Here is a 17109-nt window from a genome sequence, read left to right as displayed (position 1 = left end):
TCACTTTCCGGTCCCTTCTACTTGAAACGCCACATCCTGGGTGACAATCACCTGATCGGCAACCTGTGACATCGGATCAACCAACGGTTGTGGATGCAAACCAATCACCAGCATCAGCACGATCAACGGAGCCGCAACTCCCCAACGTTCCCGGTTATCCAAATCCTTAATCGCCTTACGATGCTCCGGAGCCTTTCCGGTGAAAATCTTTTGATAAGGCAAAAGCACATAAACCGCGCCCGCGACTACTCCCACCAAGCAGAGCGCTGCTGCCCACTGGTAGAGGCGGAAGGTACCAATCAGTACCATTAGCTCCGGCACGAAACCAGACAGACCGGGCAAGGCAATGGCGGCTAATCCGGAGATTAAGAAGGTACCGGCAATCAGCGGGGTCACTCGTTGCATACCGCCGTAAGCCTCAATGTCTTGGCTATGTCCCCGCTCGGTGAGGAACCCGCCAATCAGGAACATACCGGCGATCGATAGGCCGTGCGCCACCATATAAACCATGGCACCAGCCAGCGCCACGGTGTTGCCAACATAGATACCCAGCACCATCAAGCCAAAGTGGGCTACCGAGGTGAAAGAAATCAGGCGCATTAGATCCTTTTGCGCCAAAGCCGCCAGTGAACCCCAGATTACGGAAATCACGGCCAGGATGATGAAAGCCAAGGCGGCTCGCTGGGAGGCATTCGGGAAGATGGTCAAACATAAAGTAATCATCCCGAAAGTACCGATTTTATCTAGGATTCCTACTAGCAGAGCGGAGGTTCCCGGACGGGCATTCTCGGCGGTGTCTGCTAGCCAGGTGTGTACTGGCACCATCGGCGCTTTGACCGCGAACGCAATAAAGAAGCTGATCATTAACGCCATTTCTACCCCGGGGCTAGCTTGCAGCTTTCCGGACAGGTTCTCTATCAGGTAAAGGCTGGCGTGCTGCTCGTTAGAGGCCGCGGCCAGCGGAGAATAAACATAGATTCCCACGATACCAATTAGCATCACCAGGCCGCCTGCCAGCGAATACAGCAGGAACTTCATAGCTGCGGCTTTACGTTTTGCCCCATTTCCATAGCGACCAATCAGGAAGAACATGGGCACTAGCATGGCTTCAAACGCCAAGTAGAAAACGAATACGTCACGAGCTGCAAAAATCAGCATCATAAATGCCAGGGTTGCCAAGGTAAGACCCACATACCCGGCATCATCGTAAGGTTTGTTCTCGCCCTCGAGGTCACGAGCCGAAGCGATCAGCACGATCAAAGTGAGCAGTGCCGAAAGTACTAGCATTGCCAGTCCGAGGCCGTTTACCCCCAGCGCCCAAGAAACTCCCAGGGCACGAATCCAACTGTGAGTTTCTGCGAACTGGTAGGCGGCCGCTTTACCGTAGTCAAAATTCAGTGCCAGGTAAATGGTGCCTAGCAAAACTAAGGCTGATACTGCGAGACCGATCTGCCGCGCGGCAATCCGAGTAGGCTTTATCAACCACAGCGCCAAAGCCGCCAGCGCCGGTAGCAGTACTAGCAGCGTTAGCACCGGGAAAGTTGAGTTCAAGACTGTAATCTCCATTTATCTTTTCCTCCTGCCCCTAAACCAATTGGCTTCCGACAACTAGGACCAGGGCTAAAAGCACACCGCCCAGAATGTAACTGGCGTATGCACGAATGTAGCCATTTTGTGCATGGCTCACGGCACGTCCCAAAGCCTGAGCACACCAGGCGATACCCCGAACGATGCCATCAATGAGACCGCGGTCAGCGCCTCCAACCCCGACAGTAAGTAGTTGTGCCGGCAGCATGGCGACCGACTCGTTAACGGTGTCCTGATACAGATCCACTCGAGCTGCTTCCACCAGGGCGTTGGAGGCCGGAGCAACTTTCGGTACCGGCTTGCGAACGTACATTACGAACGCCAAGGCCAGCCCGCAAAGAACCAGGATCAAGGTGATTACCGAAATCGCGGCGTGGGATAGCACTGAAACCGAAGCGTTTTCCGTAGCGGCTGCAGTGCCAGTAACTGGCTCGAGCCACTGGGTGAATTTCTCGGTGAAGCCCAAGACCATCCCCATGGCCAGAGAGAATACTGACAGCACCACGATCGGTCCGTTCATCAACCAGGAAGCTTCGTGTGGATGCACATCGCTGCCACCGTCAAATTCGGTTGTCCACCGCTTTTCTCCATGGAAAATCATGAAGAACAGCCGCGACATATAGAAAGAAGTGATTCCCGCGCCCACCATGGCTATCAATCCGAAGATCCAAGCCCCGGTGGTTCCAAAAGCCGCCGAGTTAAAGGCAGCTGCGATAATCGGTTCTTTGGAGAAGAAACCCGAGAACGGGGGGATCCCCAAGATCGCCAACCAGGCGATACCGAAACAGATCCAAGAAACCTTCATCACCGTTCGCAAAGCCCCGAACCGGCGCATATCGACCTGCTCGTTCATAGCGTGCATTACCGAGCCGGCACCTAGGAACAATTGGGCTTTGAAGAATCCGTGTACGAAAAGGTGGAAGATAGCCAAGGTCCAGCCGATGGGACCCAAACCAGCACCGAGCATCATATACCCGATCTGGGACATAGTAGAGGCGGCCAGTACCTTCTTCATATCGTCCTTGGCGCACCCCACGATTGCTCCGAACAACAAGGTAATCGCTCCCACGATTGCCACACAGAGCTGGGCAGTCGGAGAGGCCACAAAGATAGCCCCCGAACGCACAATCAAGTACACACCGGCGGTAACCATGGTAGCCGCGTGGATAAGGGCTGACACCGGGGTGGGGCCGGCCATAGCGTCGCCGAGCCAGGCTTGCAGCGGGAACTGCGCGGATTTACCGCAAGCAGCCAGTAGCAAGAACAGCCCGATGGCGGTAGCCCAACCAGCGGTCATGTCCCCAGAGCGCGAAGCTCCCAGGACATCGACAAACTTCATGGAATTAAATTCCGCGTACATGGCCATCATGGCAAGCAACAGACCCAGGTCACCGACCCGGTTCATTACGAAGGCTTTCTTAGCTGCTACCGCATTGGCTAGTTCGTGATTCCAGAAGCCAATCAACAGGTAGGATGCCAGGCCGACGCCCTCCCAACCGAAGAACAACGCCACATAGGAATCCGAAAGCACCAGCGTCAGCATCGAGGCCACGAAGAAGTTCAGATAGGCGAAGAAACGTCGCCGATCTGGATCGTGTTCCATGTAGGCCACGGAATAGACGTGGATCAAGGAACCCACAAACGTAACCAGGAGTACGAAAGTCATCGAGAGCGGATCCAGGAGTAGATTCCAGGAAAGCTCAATGGTCTCATTTCCGCCTCCGGCCTTAAACCAGGTAAACACCGGAGCTAAAATCGATCTTTCAGCTGGTGCCTGCCCGATCATTTGGCAGAAAATAATAAAGCCGATCAGGAAAGAACTCCAGGAGGCAACAACTGCTAACCAGTGTCCCCATTTATCGGTAGCCCGACCACATACCAGCAGGAAACCGGAAGATAACAGTGGAATAGCCACCATTAGCCAAGCGTATTCCGCTAGTCCCGTAGCCGACACATTTGCCATTTGTTCTGCCGCGGTATTTAGCAACAACGAGTTCATTACTTTCTATACCCCCTAGCGTCCCATCAAACGCACTTCATCGACCGAGGTCGAACGGCGCGTCCTAAAGATCGAGACGATGATCGCCAGGCCTACCACCACTTCTGCGGCGGCTACCACCATGACGAAGAAGGCCATCACTTGCCCTTCAATGTTTTGATGCATATTGGAGAAAGTCACCAGCATCAAGTTACAGGAGTTCAGCATCAATTCCACTCCCATCAGGGCGATTACTGCCGAGTGGCGAGTTAAAACGATCACCGCACCGATGAAGAAGAGTATGACTGCCAATACTAGATATGAAGTCAAAGACATTATTCACTGACCTCCGTTTGTGAGGCATCCAGTTGGGATGCTGCCGGCGGATCGTTGGGGGGCGTTCCCTCAATCTTGGGGGTGACTACCCGGGTCTTAGGGGAGTTCAATCCACTAGGCGCATCTTGTCCGTCCATCCCCCAGGCTCCAGATTTAGCGACTGCTTTCGAGGCCGCAGTAGAGTGTACCCCTTGCGCGGGGTTCGCCCCGAGATCGGCTCGAATCTTCTCTACCAAGTGCGGTGCAGCTTCACCTAGCGAGCGGTCAGCGTTGCGGGCACGCAGCGCCGGGGAAACCGAGTTGACGATCGGACGTTGATCCTCTCCCGAAATGTTGGGAGTGTCGGTGGCGTTAGTAGTTTGATAAACACCCGCGGCCGGCTGCTGACCGGGATGAATACCCCGTTTAGCATAATCCTCCATCCGAGCCTGCGCCGTCTCTGGCTGTTTAAACAGCTTATGGAGACGATCGCCGTGAGTTAGCGAAACCGCCGCGACTACCGCAATAATCAGCAGACAGCCGATAACTTCCATAGTGTAAATATGCTCGGTAAACAGGCTCATAGCGATCTTGACCGGGTTAGAATCGGTGGCACCTTGCGGTGAAGCAGTAGGCATATCCGGAACTTGACCAAACTTCGGTAGATAGGCCTTGAATAGCACAACTGCCACAAAAATCACTCCGAAAGCGCCCGCACAAATTGCGCTCCAACGCAAGAAACGGCGAGTACGCAGATAGTTATCCGAGGCAGCGACCCCCACCATCATGATAATGAACAGTATCAAGGTCATGACTGCGCCCGTATAAACCACTACTTGCACTACCCCAATAAAGTAGGCTCCCTGCGAGGCGTACATCATTGCTAGGCAGAGCATTACCCCCACCATACATACCGCAGAGTGTACTGCGGTTCGGCAAAACAGCACGCCGAGCGCTAGCGCCACCATGATTACTGCCGTGACCCAGAAGAATACGGTTTGTCCCGTACTAAAATCTGTAGCTGCGGCTTGGGCTAGCAATGTCATTGCTGAACCTCCTTAACCCCCGACTGTGTATGAGTCGGATCTTCTGGACGATGCTCGGCAACCCAATCACGTTGTGCCTGGGTCACACCGGTCACCTTTCCTCGGTAATAATCACCATCGGTGGTTCCTTCCACCATGGGGTGCGGAGCGGCAAGCATCCCGTCCTCAAGCGGAGCCAGGATCTGATCTTTCTCGTAGATCATAGTTTCGCGATGGTAATCCGCCATCTCAAAGTCGTTACTCATCGTCAAAGCTCGCGTGGGGCAAGCTTCAATACACATTCCGCAGAAAATACAACGCAAATAGTTGATTTGGTAAACCCTGCCGTAACGCTCCCCGGGCGAATACTGCGCCTCGGGAGTATTGGCGGCGGCCTCTACATAGATGGCATCCGCGGGGCATGCCCAGGCACACAGTTCACATCCGATGCATTTCTCCAAGCCATCGGGATAATGGTTCAGCTGATGGCGGCCGTGAAACCGTGGTTGCACATGCGGAGCCTCATAGGGGTATTGCTCAGTTACCGTGGGACGGAAGAAAGAGCGGAAAGTAACTCCGAATCCGGCTACGGGAGCGAAAAACTCGCCTAACGCACCCTTTTCATCGGGCTCAAAGCTCATGTCTTCCCTGGTGGGATTGCGTTTACTCATTTGATTCCCCTTCGTTGGCTACCAGGTAATCTTCCCTGGTACTTGCCCGCACTACGGCACGCGGACTGGGAGGTAGTACTTGCCCTGGCAGAGGCGGCACCGGGTATCCGCCTTTGAAAGCGTCAAAGGGTTCGCTGGCTGTGGCTTCCTTTTGAGCTTGCTTTTCCAGGGCTTTGCGATCGGCCTTGCCCCCGGTTATCCAAATAATGATGAGGGCAACTATAAAGACTGCCGCAATCGCCATCATTCTTTGCGAAATACTGCCAATTCCGTAGACGGTAACTACCCGCATCACGACCACCACTACCATCCAGGCGATCGATACCGGCAGCAAAATCTTCCAACCGAGCATCATTAACTGGTCATAGCGAACACGCAGCAGGGTGCCGCGTACCCAAATCATGAACCACATGACCGCCCAGACCTTGATTCCAAACCACAGGAATGGCCAAAGTCCGCTGTTGAGCGCGCCCCCGAGAATGGCATCCCCACCGGGGAAACGCCAACCACCCAGGAACAGCGTCACGCAGATCCCCGATACGTTAAACATGTTGATGTATTCCGCCAAGTAGAACCAGGCGAACTTCATCGAAGAGTACTCGGTCATATGACCCGCGACGATCTCGCCCTCACATTCGGGCAGGTCGAAAGGCAAGCGGTTAACTTCGCCCATCATCGAGATTACGTAGATTACGAAAGCAGGGAAGAGGGCGACGCACCACCACATGGGGCTTTGGGCGGCCACAATCTCCGAGGTTTTCATGGAACCGGAAACTACGAACACTGATACCAGAGACATTCCCATTGCCAGTTCGTAGCTGATCACCTGCGCGGCGGAGCGGGTTGCACCATAAAGCGGCAGGTGCCCATTGGACGCCCAGCCGCCGAGGATAATGCCGTAAACTCCTAATCCCGCAACGGCAAGCATATAAAGCACCGCCACATTAGAATCGGTCAGCTGCATAGGAGTCGAAAAACTCCCAAAATGCAGATCGGGGCCGAAAGGAATTACCGCGTAGATGCAGAAGGCACAGGCGGCGGTGATAACCGGTGCCAGTAGATAAAGCACCTTGTCTACATTCCGTTTGAAGATATCTTCTTTAGTTAGTAGCTTGACGGCATCGGCTAGCGCCTGGAAAAGCCCCAGTGGACCGTGAACATTCGGTCCTGGCCGGGTCTGAATCCGACCCAGGCCGCGCCTTTCCACCCACAGGGCCATGATCACACTGATAATCAGCCATGCCACGATGAAAACCGCCTTGATTAAGGTTATCCACCAGGTGTCATTACTGAAATCAGCGGCACCAGTACTATTTGCGCTTAGCAGGATTGTGGTATTCACTGCTGCACCTCCGCATTGGGCTCTAACTGGACTAAGGCGCCACTGGTGACGCCCAAAGATTCATACACGTGTGAGCCGGTGGAACATTCGGGCACCCACACCACACGCTGCGGCATTTTGGTTAGTACCACAGGCAGCTGGATTTGTCCCCTATCCGTTTTCAGGCTGATAGCGTCACCATCTTGGATACCAAACTCTTGCGCAGTTTCCGAACTGATACGCGCAAACGAAGCGCGCCCAGCCGCTTGCATATCGGTGGCTCCCACCTGCAAAAGGCCTTCATCGATCTGAGTCTTATGGCAAGTGATCACCACTTGCTTATTGGGGGGAGTTACCAACTCGGCAGGGGTGGCACCTTCGAACGCTACCCGTTTGCCATCCCAGTCCATAAGTTCATTAGCTTCCGCGTAAAGGGACTTGAGGGAATCAATCCCCAATTCCACACCCATCACTTGAGCTAGCTTGTTTAATACTTCCCAGTCCGGCATGTCTTGGGAAACCAGGGCTTGTCCGAAGGGACGCAAACGCCCTTCCCAGTTAATAAAGGTGCCGGGTTTCTCCGAAACTGGCGCCACCGGGAATACTACGTCCGCTGCTTGGGCGGCCGGCGTGAGATTAACTTCCAGGGAAACTACGAAGGAGGCCGCAGTTAAGGCTTTTTGAGCTAACTTCTGATCTGGCAGGTCGCGCAAGTCTAGACCGCCGAGCACCAGTGCTGATAGCTCCCCGCTGCAGGCATCCTCTAGAATCTTCTGCGTGTCACGTCCAGGCGTATCTGGCAGTTGCGCATTCCAAGCGGCAGCTAGATCACTGCGGGCTTCCGCGTCCCGCGCATCGCGTCCAAAGGGTAACAAGCCGGGTAAAGCGCCGGCTTCTACTCCCCCACGTTCGCCGCTGCGGCGTGGAATCCAAGCTAGCCGGGCTCCACTGCGAGCAGCCAAATCATTAACTGCTGTTAGTAAGCCCGGAACGGTACCAGCGCGTTCGCCAACGACGATTACTGCGCCCTCGCCTTGCAGACCAGCAAAAACTGTACCAAAGTCCCCTTCGGCCTCAGCTGTTACATTGGCTACTACTTCCGGCTCAGTTCCGGGAGCTGCAAACAGCACGGTAGCGTCAGTCTTTACCGAGGAGGGAGAGGCGAAAGGTGCCACTGTGGCTACCTTTACGCTCCCGGAGCGTACCCCTTTACGCAACCGCAGGAATACGGCACCGCATTCGTCCTCAGGTTCGAAACCAACCAATAGCACTTGACCGGCTTTTTCGAGGTCAGAGTAGGTTACTGGCATTCCTGCACCCGCGAAATAGGCACCTAAGAAAGATTCTTCTTCCCGGCCAGCCGCGCGGGTGCGCTGATCAATATCGTTAGTTCCGCAAACAACGCGGGCAAACTTGGACCAGGTGTAGGCGTCCTCAAAAGTTAGCCTGCCACCGGGCAGGAAACCAACTTTGCCTTTCCCGGCTGCTGCCAGTCCCTTCGCGGCACGATCAAAAGCATCCGACCAAGAGGTGGGAACCAGTTTGCCATCCTCGCGCACCAGCGGAGTTTTAATCCGGGACGGTTGGAACTGCCACTGGTAACCGAAACGATCCTTATCGGTGATCCACTCTTCGTTTACTTCCAGATCCTTTTGCGCTAGCCGTCGTGTGATGGCTCCACGACGAATATCGGTGCGCAAAGCAGAACCAGAAGCGTCCTGTTCGGTGACTCCCCGGGTGGAAACCAAATCGAAAGGCCGCGCCCGGAAGCGATAACGCTTTGAGGTCAGTGCCCCTACCGGACAGATCTGAATGATATTGCCCGAGAAGTAAGAGCTAAACAGTCTGCCTGCCTGGTCTTTCTCGTCCACGCCGGCGCCAATGGCAGCCGGGGAGGAAAGCGGAGCAGGTTTGCCGTGAGAATCCGAAAGCGCCGCGGCCTCGGGGTTGAGGCGAAGAGTCGGCTGAGAGCCGTCAGAATCGGAGATTCCCAAGATCTCCTGGTCAAAAGCGCCGATGTTTTCACCCATGAAATCGTGGTCGTCACGAGGCGAGGAACCGCCCCCGCGCCCTTGCAAGGCGATGAACGAGTCGCCCGCAATCTGGTTAGCGAACCGTACACAACGCTGACACAGTACGCAGCGTTCCCGGTCAATCAGAATTTGGCTAGTTAGCTCTACCGGTTTTGGCCACAGCCGCTTTTCATCACTAAAGCGGGTATGCAAAGTGCCATGCGACATGGCTTGATTTTGCAGTGGGCATTCCCCGCCCTTATCGCAAATCGGGCAATCCAGGGGGTGGTTAATCAACAGGAATTCGGTAATCCCGTGTTGGGCTTTCTCTGCTACTTCCGAAGTGGCAGCAGTTTTTATTTCCATTCCGGCCATTGCGGTCATAGTGCAGGCCGGTTGGGGCTTGGGCATAGGGCGAACCACCCCATCACGCCCCGGCATCGCCACCTCTACCAGGCACTGCCGGCAGGCTCCTGCCGGATCTAGCAGCGGATGGTCACAGAACCGCGGAATATGAATTCCTAGTTTTTCGGCTGCGCGAATTAGCAGTGTACCTTTAGCGACCTCAATGTCTTGGCCGTCAATATTGATTTGGACTTGCTCACTCACAGGGCGCCTCCTTTATTAAAAACCTCCGAGGCAGCGGGCGGGAATGCCTCCCACCAGGGAGTCGTATATCCGGCCTCGAACTCTTCGCGGAATTTATCGATTCCGCTACGCACCGGGGTAGCCGCGGCATCACCGAGGGCGCAGAAGCTGCGTCCAGCGATATTACCGGCAATATCGTAAAGCAGGTCTACATCGCCCTCTTGACCTTTGCCGGCCTCTAAGCGGTGCATTATCTGTTTCATCCAATAGGTACCTTCACGGCACGGGGTACATTTACCGCAGGATTCATGCTGGTAGAAATCAGTCCAACGGCTAATCACCCGTACTACGGAAGTAGTGTCATCGAAGACCTGCAGGGCGCGGGTGGCCAGCATGGAACCAGCGGATGCTACGTCCTCATAAGTTAGGGGAACATCCAGGTCATCTGCAGTAAATAACGGAGTCGAGGATCCACCCGGGGTATAGAACTTTAAGGCGTGCCCCTCGCGAATCCCACCGGAGTATTCCAGCAGCTCGCGCATGGTAATCCCAAACGGTGCCTCATATAGACCCGGATGTTTAACGTGACCAGACAGATTAAACATTCCGTAACCGAGGGATTTATCGCGACCCATCGAGGCGTACCATTCCACCGAATTACGGAACACCGTGGATACTTGGGCAATGGTTTCGGCGTTGTTAATTACCGTAGGCCGCGCATAGAGCCCCTTGACTGCCGGGAAGGGCGGTTTCAAACGGGGGTGACCCCGCTTGCCCTCTAGAGAATCCAGCAGTGCAGTTTCTTCCCCACAGATATAGGCACCGGCACCGGCGTGGGCAATCAACTTCAGATCACCCAACAACCCGGCATCTTCAGCCTCTTTAATGGCCACTAGCAGGCGGTTATAGGCGTGAACGACTTCGCCACGGATATAGATAAAAGCGTGATCGCAACCGATAGCCAAACAGGTGATCGCCACCCCTTCGATAACCGCGTGCGGGTTAGCCAAAATCATCGGGATATCTTTGCAGGTACCCGGCTCGGATTCGTCACAGTTAACGGTAAGGTAACGCGGACCGCCGTCATCAGGCGGCAGGAACGACCATTTCAGACCAGTACCGAAACCGGCACCACCACGTCCGCGCACGCCGGCTTGCTTAACTGCATCCAGAATTTGCGCCGGTTCCATTTGCTTGGCTTTTTCCAGGCCGGCGTAACCGCCAGTTTTCTGGTAGGCCTTCAGCGTCCAGCTCTCCGGCTCCCGATACTGTTTAGTGATAATCGGGGTCAGCGGAACCCGGCGGATCTCAGACTTTCCGTTTTCGCTCACTTGTCCGCCTCCTTATGATCAGCAGAGGAATGCTCCTTGCCGACCGGATCTTTTCCGGCCTGATTAGCAGCTGCACCCGAAGCTGTATCTCCAGCCTGAGCGGCTTCAGGTTCTCCAAACTGCTCGGGGTCAGGGGCTTGCATACCTTGTTCTTCGGCTACTTTTAGTCCCCACAAACTGGCGGGACCGGCAGCCACGCCCTGATTTGCAGTCTCGGGATTAGGGAATCCTGCCAGAATCCGGCTGGCCTCTTTGAAAGTAGGAGCCACTTCGGATCCTCGCGTGGGATGCACCGGCTTTCCAGCTTTAATATCGCGCACCAATTGCACCGCTGATTCGGGAGTCTGATTATCGAAGAACTCCCAGTTAACCATAACTACCGGCGCATAGTCACAGCCAGCATTGCATTCGAGTGCCTCGAGAGTAATCTTTCCGTCGGCGGTAGTCTCATCATTTCCGACCTCTAGTTCTTTTTCTAGAGTCTCCATGATGTTATCCCCGCCGAGGACGGCGCAGAGGGCGTTCGTACATACCCCCACGGTGTATTCGCCGTTAGGGTGCCGTTTGAACTGGGTATAGAAGGTGGCAACCGCGCTCACTTCCGCGCGCTGGCAGTTAAGAATATCGGCGATTAGTCCGATGCCGTTGGCGGTGACGTATCCGTCGATGCTCTGCACTAGGTGCAGCAATGGGATCATTGCGCTGCGTTCGTGCCCCTGTGGATAGCGAGCAATAATTTCCGCTGCTTCGGCGCGGAACTTTTGCTCGACCTCAAAATCGTAAAAACTCATTAGCGATCGACACCTCCCAGGACGGGATCCACACTGGCCAGCGTTACGATCAAGTCAGAGATCGTACCGCCTTGTGCCATTAGGGATAAGGACTGCAGGTTAGCAAAGCTGGGGTCACGGAAGTGCGCCCGATAGGGACGAGTGCCCCCATCCGAGACCACGTGTACCCCCATTACGCCTTTAGCATGTTCCACCAGCTGGGTGGCCTGGCCAACCGGTGCTCTAAAGCCTTCGGTCACCAACTTGAAATGTTGAATCAGGGACTCCATGGAGTTACCCATGATCTCCTTGATGTGTTCGGGAGAGTTACCTTGCCCATCGGTACCTACGCTCAGCTGTGCGGGCCATTTGATTTGCGGATCGGAAATCATAACCGGTTCGCCCTCGGTTTCATCAAGGCGATCCAGCACCTGGTAGATAATCTTCAAGGATTCATAACATTCGTCGAAGCGAACCACAGTCCGGTTATAGGCATCAGACTGGTCAGCTACGGGAACATCGAACTCGAAGTTTTCGTATCCACAATAAGGCTGCATCTTCCGCATATCCAGAGGATATCCAGCTGCCCTCACGGAAGGACCGGTCATAGACATAGCCATATGTCCCGATAAAGGCAAAACAGCTACATCACAAAAACGAGCCTTAAAGATCGGGTTCTGCAAAGTCAGATCCTGCAGCTCGTTGATATCACGGCGGGTCTTGGGGAGCAGATCACGAATATAATCGGTACACCCAGGCGGCAAATCTTGGGCTACCCCACCGGGACGGATATAGGCGTGGTTCATACGCAAACCGGTGATCTGTTCGAAGATCCGTAGGATTTCTTCACGTCCTCTGAACCCGATGGTCATCATAGTGGTGGCGCCGAGCTCGTTACCACCGGTGGCAATGGCCACTACATGCGAGGCAATCCGGTTTAACTCCATCATTAGGATGCGGATTAGGTTTGCCCGCTCCGGGATTTCAGCGGTTTTCTTTAGAAGTTTTTCTACTGCCAGGCAGTAGGCGACTTCTTGGAAGAAGGGGGCTACATAGTCCATCCGGGTGCAGTAGGTTACGCCCTGCGTCCAGGTACGGTATTCCATGTTCTTTTCGATACCGGTATGCAAGTATCCGGTTCCCACCCGCACGTCGCGAACGTATTCGCCATCGAGTTCCACAATCAGGCGCAACACCCCGTGCGTCGAGGGGTGAACCGGTCCGATATTCATCACGACCCGCTCATTGGCGAGTTTTTCGACTTCGGACGCCATTTCTTCCCAGTCTCCGCCATGCAGATCGTATTGCGGAGTGTCCTCGGTTACTAGACTGTCGAGGGCGGGACCGGCAGCTCGGAGCAGGGGGCTGTTCTTTTCGTCGGTGTATTTCATTTAGCTGTATGACCTCCGAGAATCGGCGGGCGGAACTGTCGCGCCCTTAAATTGCACCGGGATACCGCCCAACGGATAGTCTTTCCGCTGCGGGTGTCCTACCCAGTCGTCGGGTAAAGCAGTTCTGGTCAGACCGGGATGACCGGTAAAGATAATTCCCATCAGATCCCAGGTTTCTCGCTCCCACCAGTCATTTCCTGGATAGGTAGCTACCACCGAGGGAATCCGAGGATCAGATTCCGGGCAGGTAACTTCTATGCGCAGCTGGCGATTGTGGGTTGCGGAATAGAGCATATAGACTGCGTGCAGCTCTTTCCCCGTATCATGCGGATAGTGCACGCCGTTGACCCCAAGACACAGCTCAAAACGCAGATCTTGATCGTCGCGCAGCCACCTGGCAACCTGCGGCAGATGCTCGCGGGCGATGAAAATGGTCAGTTCATCATTATCGACTACTACCCGCTCGATTACCTGCGCTATTTCCAGGTCAGACTGTTCGATAAGTTCTTCTAAAATATCTACGACTTCATCGAACCAGGATCCATAGGGACGTCCGCTTTCAGCCGGCATCTGGCGACGCAACTGCATTTCAGTGAAGCCGGTGGTGTCACCATCATCGTGTACCCCGAACAGACCGTGGCGGGTACCCATATCTGAGCCGGCCGTGAAACCGCGTGGGGCGGTTACCTCGACCGCTACTGGCCCGTCCTCAACATCGGAATGGAGGACTACTGTCTTGTCGTCTTCGCTCACGCCAACAGTCCTTTCATCTGGGAGGTAGGAGTCGCTTCCAAGGCCGCCTTTTCGGCTTTACGGGCGATCTCCAGCCGTTCTTTTTGAGTAATAGGAGTGCGGTAGTGGATCTGATCCCACAGCACCATAATCGCGTGGATCAGGGCTTCGGGACGCGGGGGGCATCCGGGCAGATACACATCTACCGGCACCACGTGGTCGCAGCCTTGCACTACTGCATAGTTATTGAATACCCCGCCGGAGGAAGCACAGGCACCCATGGAAATAACCCATTTAGGCTCCGGCATGGCATCGTAACAATTGCGGATAATCGGTGCCATCTTCCAGGAAACCCTGCCCGATACGATCATCAGGTCGGCATGCCGCGGAGAGGCACGGAAAACTTCCATCCCGAAACGGGAAATATCAAAGCGCGGGGTGCCGGTGGCCATCATTTCGATAGCGCAGCAGGCCAGCCCCATAGTCACCGGCCAGACACTAGCTTTACGGTTAAGACCCATAAACTTGTCTAGGCTGGTGAGGGCGACTCCTGCCGGCAGCTCATTATCAAAAGACATGCTGTACCTCCTGTACCTCTCTTAATAGTCCAGTCCGCCGCGGCGCCATTCATAAATATAGGGCACCAGCACCAACACAATGAACAGTAGGATGTCGATCAATACCGGAATGGCCATCACTTGACCAAAATGCCCGATTGATACGGCGAACGGGTATAGGAACACCATTTCCACGTCGAAGACAATGAACGTCATCGCAATCAAGTAGTACTTAATCGGGAAACGTCCGCGGGCGTCCTCGTGAACATTGGGATCAATCCCGCATTCGTAAGTCGCCAGTTTGGTGCGGGTCTTGCGCCCCGGGCCGAGAACTGCCGACAGTACCAGACCGCCGACGGCCAGCACAATCGCGACCGCACCCATGATTAACAGTGATGCCGATGGACTCATTTGGCCTCCACATCCTTTTTATCCGCTCCGCCAGCTATGACGAAGTTACTGCTGTAGTTTCCGGTTAGATTCCGGTTCGGTTGTTCTTTCTGACCGATGTTCTTCATGACGGTATTACCACCTTAGTCAGAATTCGCAGCATCTTGTCGGAGGCTACTCCGCCGCGGCGTTCATAACCATCAGAAAGCATCTTATGGACAAATCGCATCAGCGCCGGTTTATCCAACCCGTACTTGGTACAGGCATGCATAATTTTGGGATTCTCGATCAGGCGCACAAACACGCGACCCAAACTGTAGTAACCCCCGTATTGATCTTGCAGGTCACGAGGGTATTCTCGGAGGGCGAGTTCTGCTTGTTCCCGCGAGGTACGTCCCAGTGCCTGGATTAAAGCGTCAGCGGCGCGCCGTCCGGCGAACATCCCCGGGGCGATTCCTTCCCCGTTGAAAGGAGATACCATTCCGGCGGCATCACCGACCAAAAGTAGTCCATTTTCGTAAGCCGGTTTGCGATTAAATGCCATTGGTAAGGGTGCAGACCGTAGCGACCCCACCATATTTTCTTCGGTCAGACCCCATTCCGGGGGAAGGTTAGCGACCCAGCGCTGGAATATCTGCTTATATGGCAACTTGGTGGACTGGGCACCCGAGGATACCGACCCTAATCCCACGTTGACCAGCCCATCACCCATCGGGAACAGCCAACCGTAACCGGGAAGTAAATTGGATTTACCAGGTTTGCCATCCCACAGCTCTAGGTGCGATTCCATCATGGTTTCGTTGCCGCGGGGAGAGCGGAAATATGCCCGCGCCGCTACCGCTAGGGGACGATTCTTGAGGGGGCTACGCCCTTGCCGCGAAGCGAGACGGGCATTCGCTCCCGAACAATCCACCACGTATTGTGCCTGGAAAGTTACTTCCTGTTTTTTGCGAGTCTTAGGATCGCGCTTAATAGCGCTGACCCCGCGGGCATATCCGTCACCGTCGGTGAGCAAGTCTTGAACCACGGTGTTTTCCACTAGCCGAGCACCTGCGGCTACTGCCTGTTTAATTAGCCGCTGGTCTAGCTGGGTGCGCTGGCGGGTAAGGCCATAGGCGGGCAGGGAACCGTTTTTCGGCCACGGCAAAGTAATCCGATGCCCACCCCCGATTACGCTCAATCCGTAATTGGGCTGCCACCCTTCTGTTAAGGGATTAATCCCCATCGCCAAAATTTCTTTAACCGCTCCTGGGGTTAGACCGTCACCGCAAATTTTGTCCCGCGGAAAAGTGGATTTTTCTAGCACTAGGACGTCAATGCCGGCTTTAGCTAGGTGATAGGCTGTGGCAGACCCTGCCGGACCGGCACCCACTACCAGCACCTGACAGCGATCGCCTGCAAGCTGATCCGCCATGCCTGAACGCCCCTCCCGTGCCATGTATCGTTCCTGCCTCTACCCTGATGTAGGTAAGCAAATCGAGGATTTTAGGCAGTCTCCTCACGCCTGTCCTAGGCTAACCTGCTTTTTTATTTGCCTAAAGTCACAGAGGTTTACGCTGGCAAACCCAATTTTCCCAGGACCTAAGTCCATGACATATTCTAAGTGATTAAGCAAGGGATTTATTGCTTAATTAGATACAACTTTCAGAAAATCTCCATATTTCCCGGTCATAACCATTCGTAGTTATCCCCGTAATCAGCTTTTAGCTCTCTTTAAATGCGCGATGAATCGCCACTGTTCCTAACGTTAGATTGCGGTAGGAGACCTCACCCCAACCATTGTCTTGGATTAGGTGCCCCAAAGTCTCTTGGTTTGGCCAATCCAAAATGGAATCAAACAGGTAAGTATAGGCATCCGAATCTGAGGAGACCAGGCGTCCGGCAGTGGGCAATACGTTGCGCATATACAGCTCATATAGCCGGGCAATCAAGGATGAAGGCGGAGTCGAGAACTCCATAATTGCCAACTTTCCCCCCGGCTTAGTAACTCGCGCCAGTTCCCGCAACGCCTTCGCCGGATCGTGCATATTTCTAAACCCGAAGGAGCAGGTAACGGTGTCAAACGACTGATCCGCGAAAGGTAGGTCGTGGGCGTCACCTACCACGAAGTTAAGTTCGCGGTGGCGCCTTTTCCCCTCCGCAACCATGCCTGCCGAAAAATCGCAGCAGGTAACTTCCGCTCCTGCCCGGTGAAAACCCAGCGAAGAGGTGCCGGTGCCAGCGGCGATGTCCAGAATCTTTTGCCCTGGTCGCGGCGCCACCACTTGCTGCAGACAGCGCCGCCAAATCCGGTGTTGCCCGAAAGTCATCACATCATTAGTCAAATCATAACGGGCAGCCACCTGGTCAAACATTCCAGATACTTCTTCAGGCTGCTTATCTAGACCAGCGGCTGCCGGTGGTTGCTTTTCGCTCAAAATGGCTCCTTCTAAGTAGGCATT

General features: G+C 54.6%; 15 protein-coding genes. All 15 read right to left on the bottom strand.

The window, feature by feature from the left end; translation table 11 throughout:
* A complete protein-coding gene (locus E6072_RS01385) occupies positions 1 to 1566 on the bottom strand; it encodes an NADH-quinone oxidoreductase subunit M (protein ID WP_316693254.1) in 1566 nt (521 codons plus the stop codon).
* A 19-nt stretch (positions 1567 to 1585) separates the two neighbouring features.
* Positions 1586 to 3586 carry an NADH-quinone oxidoreductase subunit L gene (gene nuoL / locus E6072_RS01380; protein ID WP_316693252.1) on the bottom strand — a complete coding sequence of 667 codons (2001 nt, stop codon included), beginning with the start codon at positions 3584 to 3586 and terminating at the stop codon, positions 1586 to 1588.
* Between the two features lie 15 nt (positions 3587 to 3601).
* Positions 3602 to 3901 (bottom strand): NADH-quinone oxidoreductase subunit NuoK, encoded by a 300-nt coding sequence (gene nuoK / locus E6072_RS01375; protein WP_022864652.1) that lies wholly within the window; start codon positions 3899 to 3901, stop codon positions 3602 to 3604.
* Complete coding sequence (locus tag E6072_RS01370; protein ID WP_316693250.1) at positions 3901 to 4926, bottom strand: NADH-quinone oxidoreductase subunit J; 1026 nt, start codon at positions 4924 to 4926, stop codon at positions 3901 to 3903. Before E6072_RS01370 ends, nuoK begins: the two co-directional genes overlap by 1 nt.
* The gene (gene nuoI / locus E6072_RS01365) at positions 4923 to 5576 is read right to left on the bottom strand and encodes an NADH-quinone oxidoreductase subunit NuoI (RefSeq protein WP_316693248.1); all 654 of its coding nucleotides are present in this window, start codon (positions 5574 to 5576) and stop codon (positions 4923 to 4925) included. The genes E6072_RS01370 and nuoI overlap by 4 nt, the downstream gene beginning before the upstream one ends.
* Positions 5569 to 6918, bottom strand: coding sequence for an NADH-quinone oxidoreductase subunit NuoH (gene nuoH / locus E6072_RS01360; RefSeq protein ID WP_316693246.1), 1350 nt, complete (start codon positions 6916 to 6918; stop codon positions 5569 to 5571). The genes nuoI and nuoH overlap by 8 nt, the downstream gene beginning before the upstream one ends.
* Complete coding sequence (locus E6072_RS01355) at positions 6915 to 9518, bottom strand: NADH-quinone oxidoreductase subunit G (RefSeq protein WP_316693244.1); 2604 nt, start codon at positions 9516 to 9518, stop codon at positions 6915 to 6917. The genes nuoH and E6072_RS01355 overlap by 4 nt, the downstream gene beginning before the upstream one ends.
* The gene (nuoF, locus tag E6072_RS01350; RefSeq protein ID WP_316693242.1) at positions 9515 to 10828 is read right to left on the bottom strand and encodes an NADH-quinone oxidoreductase subunit NuoF; all 1314 of its coding nucleotides are present in this window, start codon (positions 10826 to 10828) and stop codon (positions 9515 to 9517) included. The genes E6072_RS01355 and nuoF overlap by 4 nt, the downstream gene beginning before the upstream one ends.
* A complete protein-coding gene (nuoE, locus tag E6072_RS01345; protein WP_316693240.1) occupies positions 10825 to 11619 on the bottom strand; it encodes an NADH-quinone oxidoreductase subunit NuoE in 795 nt (264 codons plus the stop codon). Before nuoE ends, nuoF begins: the two co-directional genes overlap by 4 nt.
* Entirely contained in the window at positions 11619 to 12989 is a 1371-nt protein-coding gene (locus E6072_RS01340) for an NADH-quinone oxidoreductase subunit D (RefSeq protein ID WP_024059897.1), read from the bottom strand. The genes nuoE and E6072_RS01340 overlap by 1 nt, the downstream gene beginning before the upstream one ends.
* Positions 12990 to 13640: an NADH-quinone oxidoreductase subunit C gene (locus E6072_RS01335; protein ID WP_316693333.1), complete on the bottom strand. Its 651-nt coding sequence runs from the start codon at positions 13638 to 13640 to the stop codon at positions 12990 to 12992.
* Positions 13641 to 13738: 98 nt separating this feature from the next.
* A complete protein-coding gene (locus tag E6072_RS01330) occupies positions 13739 to 14299 on the bottom strand; it encodes an NADH-quinone oxidoreductase subunit B (protein WP_024059899.1) in 561 nt (186 codons plus the stop codon).
* Between the two features lie 21 nt (positions 14300 to 14320).
* Positions 14321 to 14689 (bottom strand): NADH-quinone oxidoreductase subunit A, encoded by a 369-nt coding sequence (ndhC, locus tag E6072_RS01325; RefSeq protein ID WP_024059900.1) that lies wholly within the window; start codon positions 14687 to 14689, stop codon positions 14321 to 14323.
* A gap of 103 nt (positions 14690 to 14792) precedes the next feature.
* Positions 14793 to 16082 carry a geranylgeranyl reductase family protein gene (locus tag E6072_RS01320; RefSeq protein ID WP_316693239.1) on the bottom strand — a complete coding sequence of 430 codons (1290 nt, stop codon included), beginning with the start codon at positions 16080 to 16082 and terminating at the stop codon, positions 14793 to 14795.
* Positions 16083 to 16371: 289 nt separating this feature from the next.
* Positions 16372 to 17085: a class I SAM-dependent methyltransferase gene (locus E6072_RS01315; RefSeq protein ID WP_316693237.1), complete on the bottom strand. Its 714-nt coding sequence runs from the start codon at positions 17083 to 17085 to the stop codon at positions 16372 to 16374.
* Between the last annotated feature and the right edge of the window lie 24 nt (positions 17086 to 17109).

Origin of the sequence: Varibaculum cambriense, from assembly GCF_032557235.1 — a bacterium.
GTDB classification, from domain to species: domain Bacteria; phylum Actinomycetota; class Actinomycetes; order Actinomycetales; family Actinomycetaceae; genus Varibaculum; species Varibaculum cambriense_C.
This window is presented reverse-complemented; position numbering and strand designations above follow the sequence as displayed.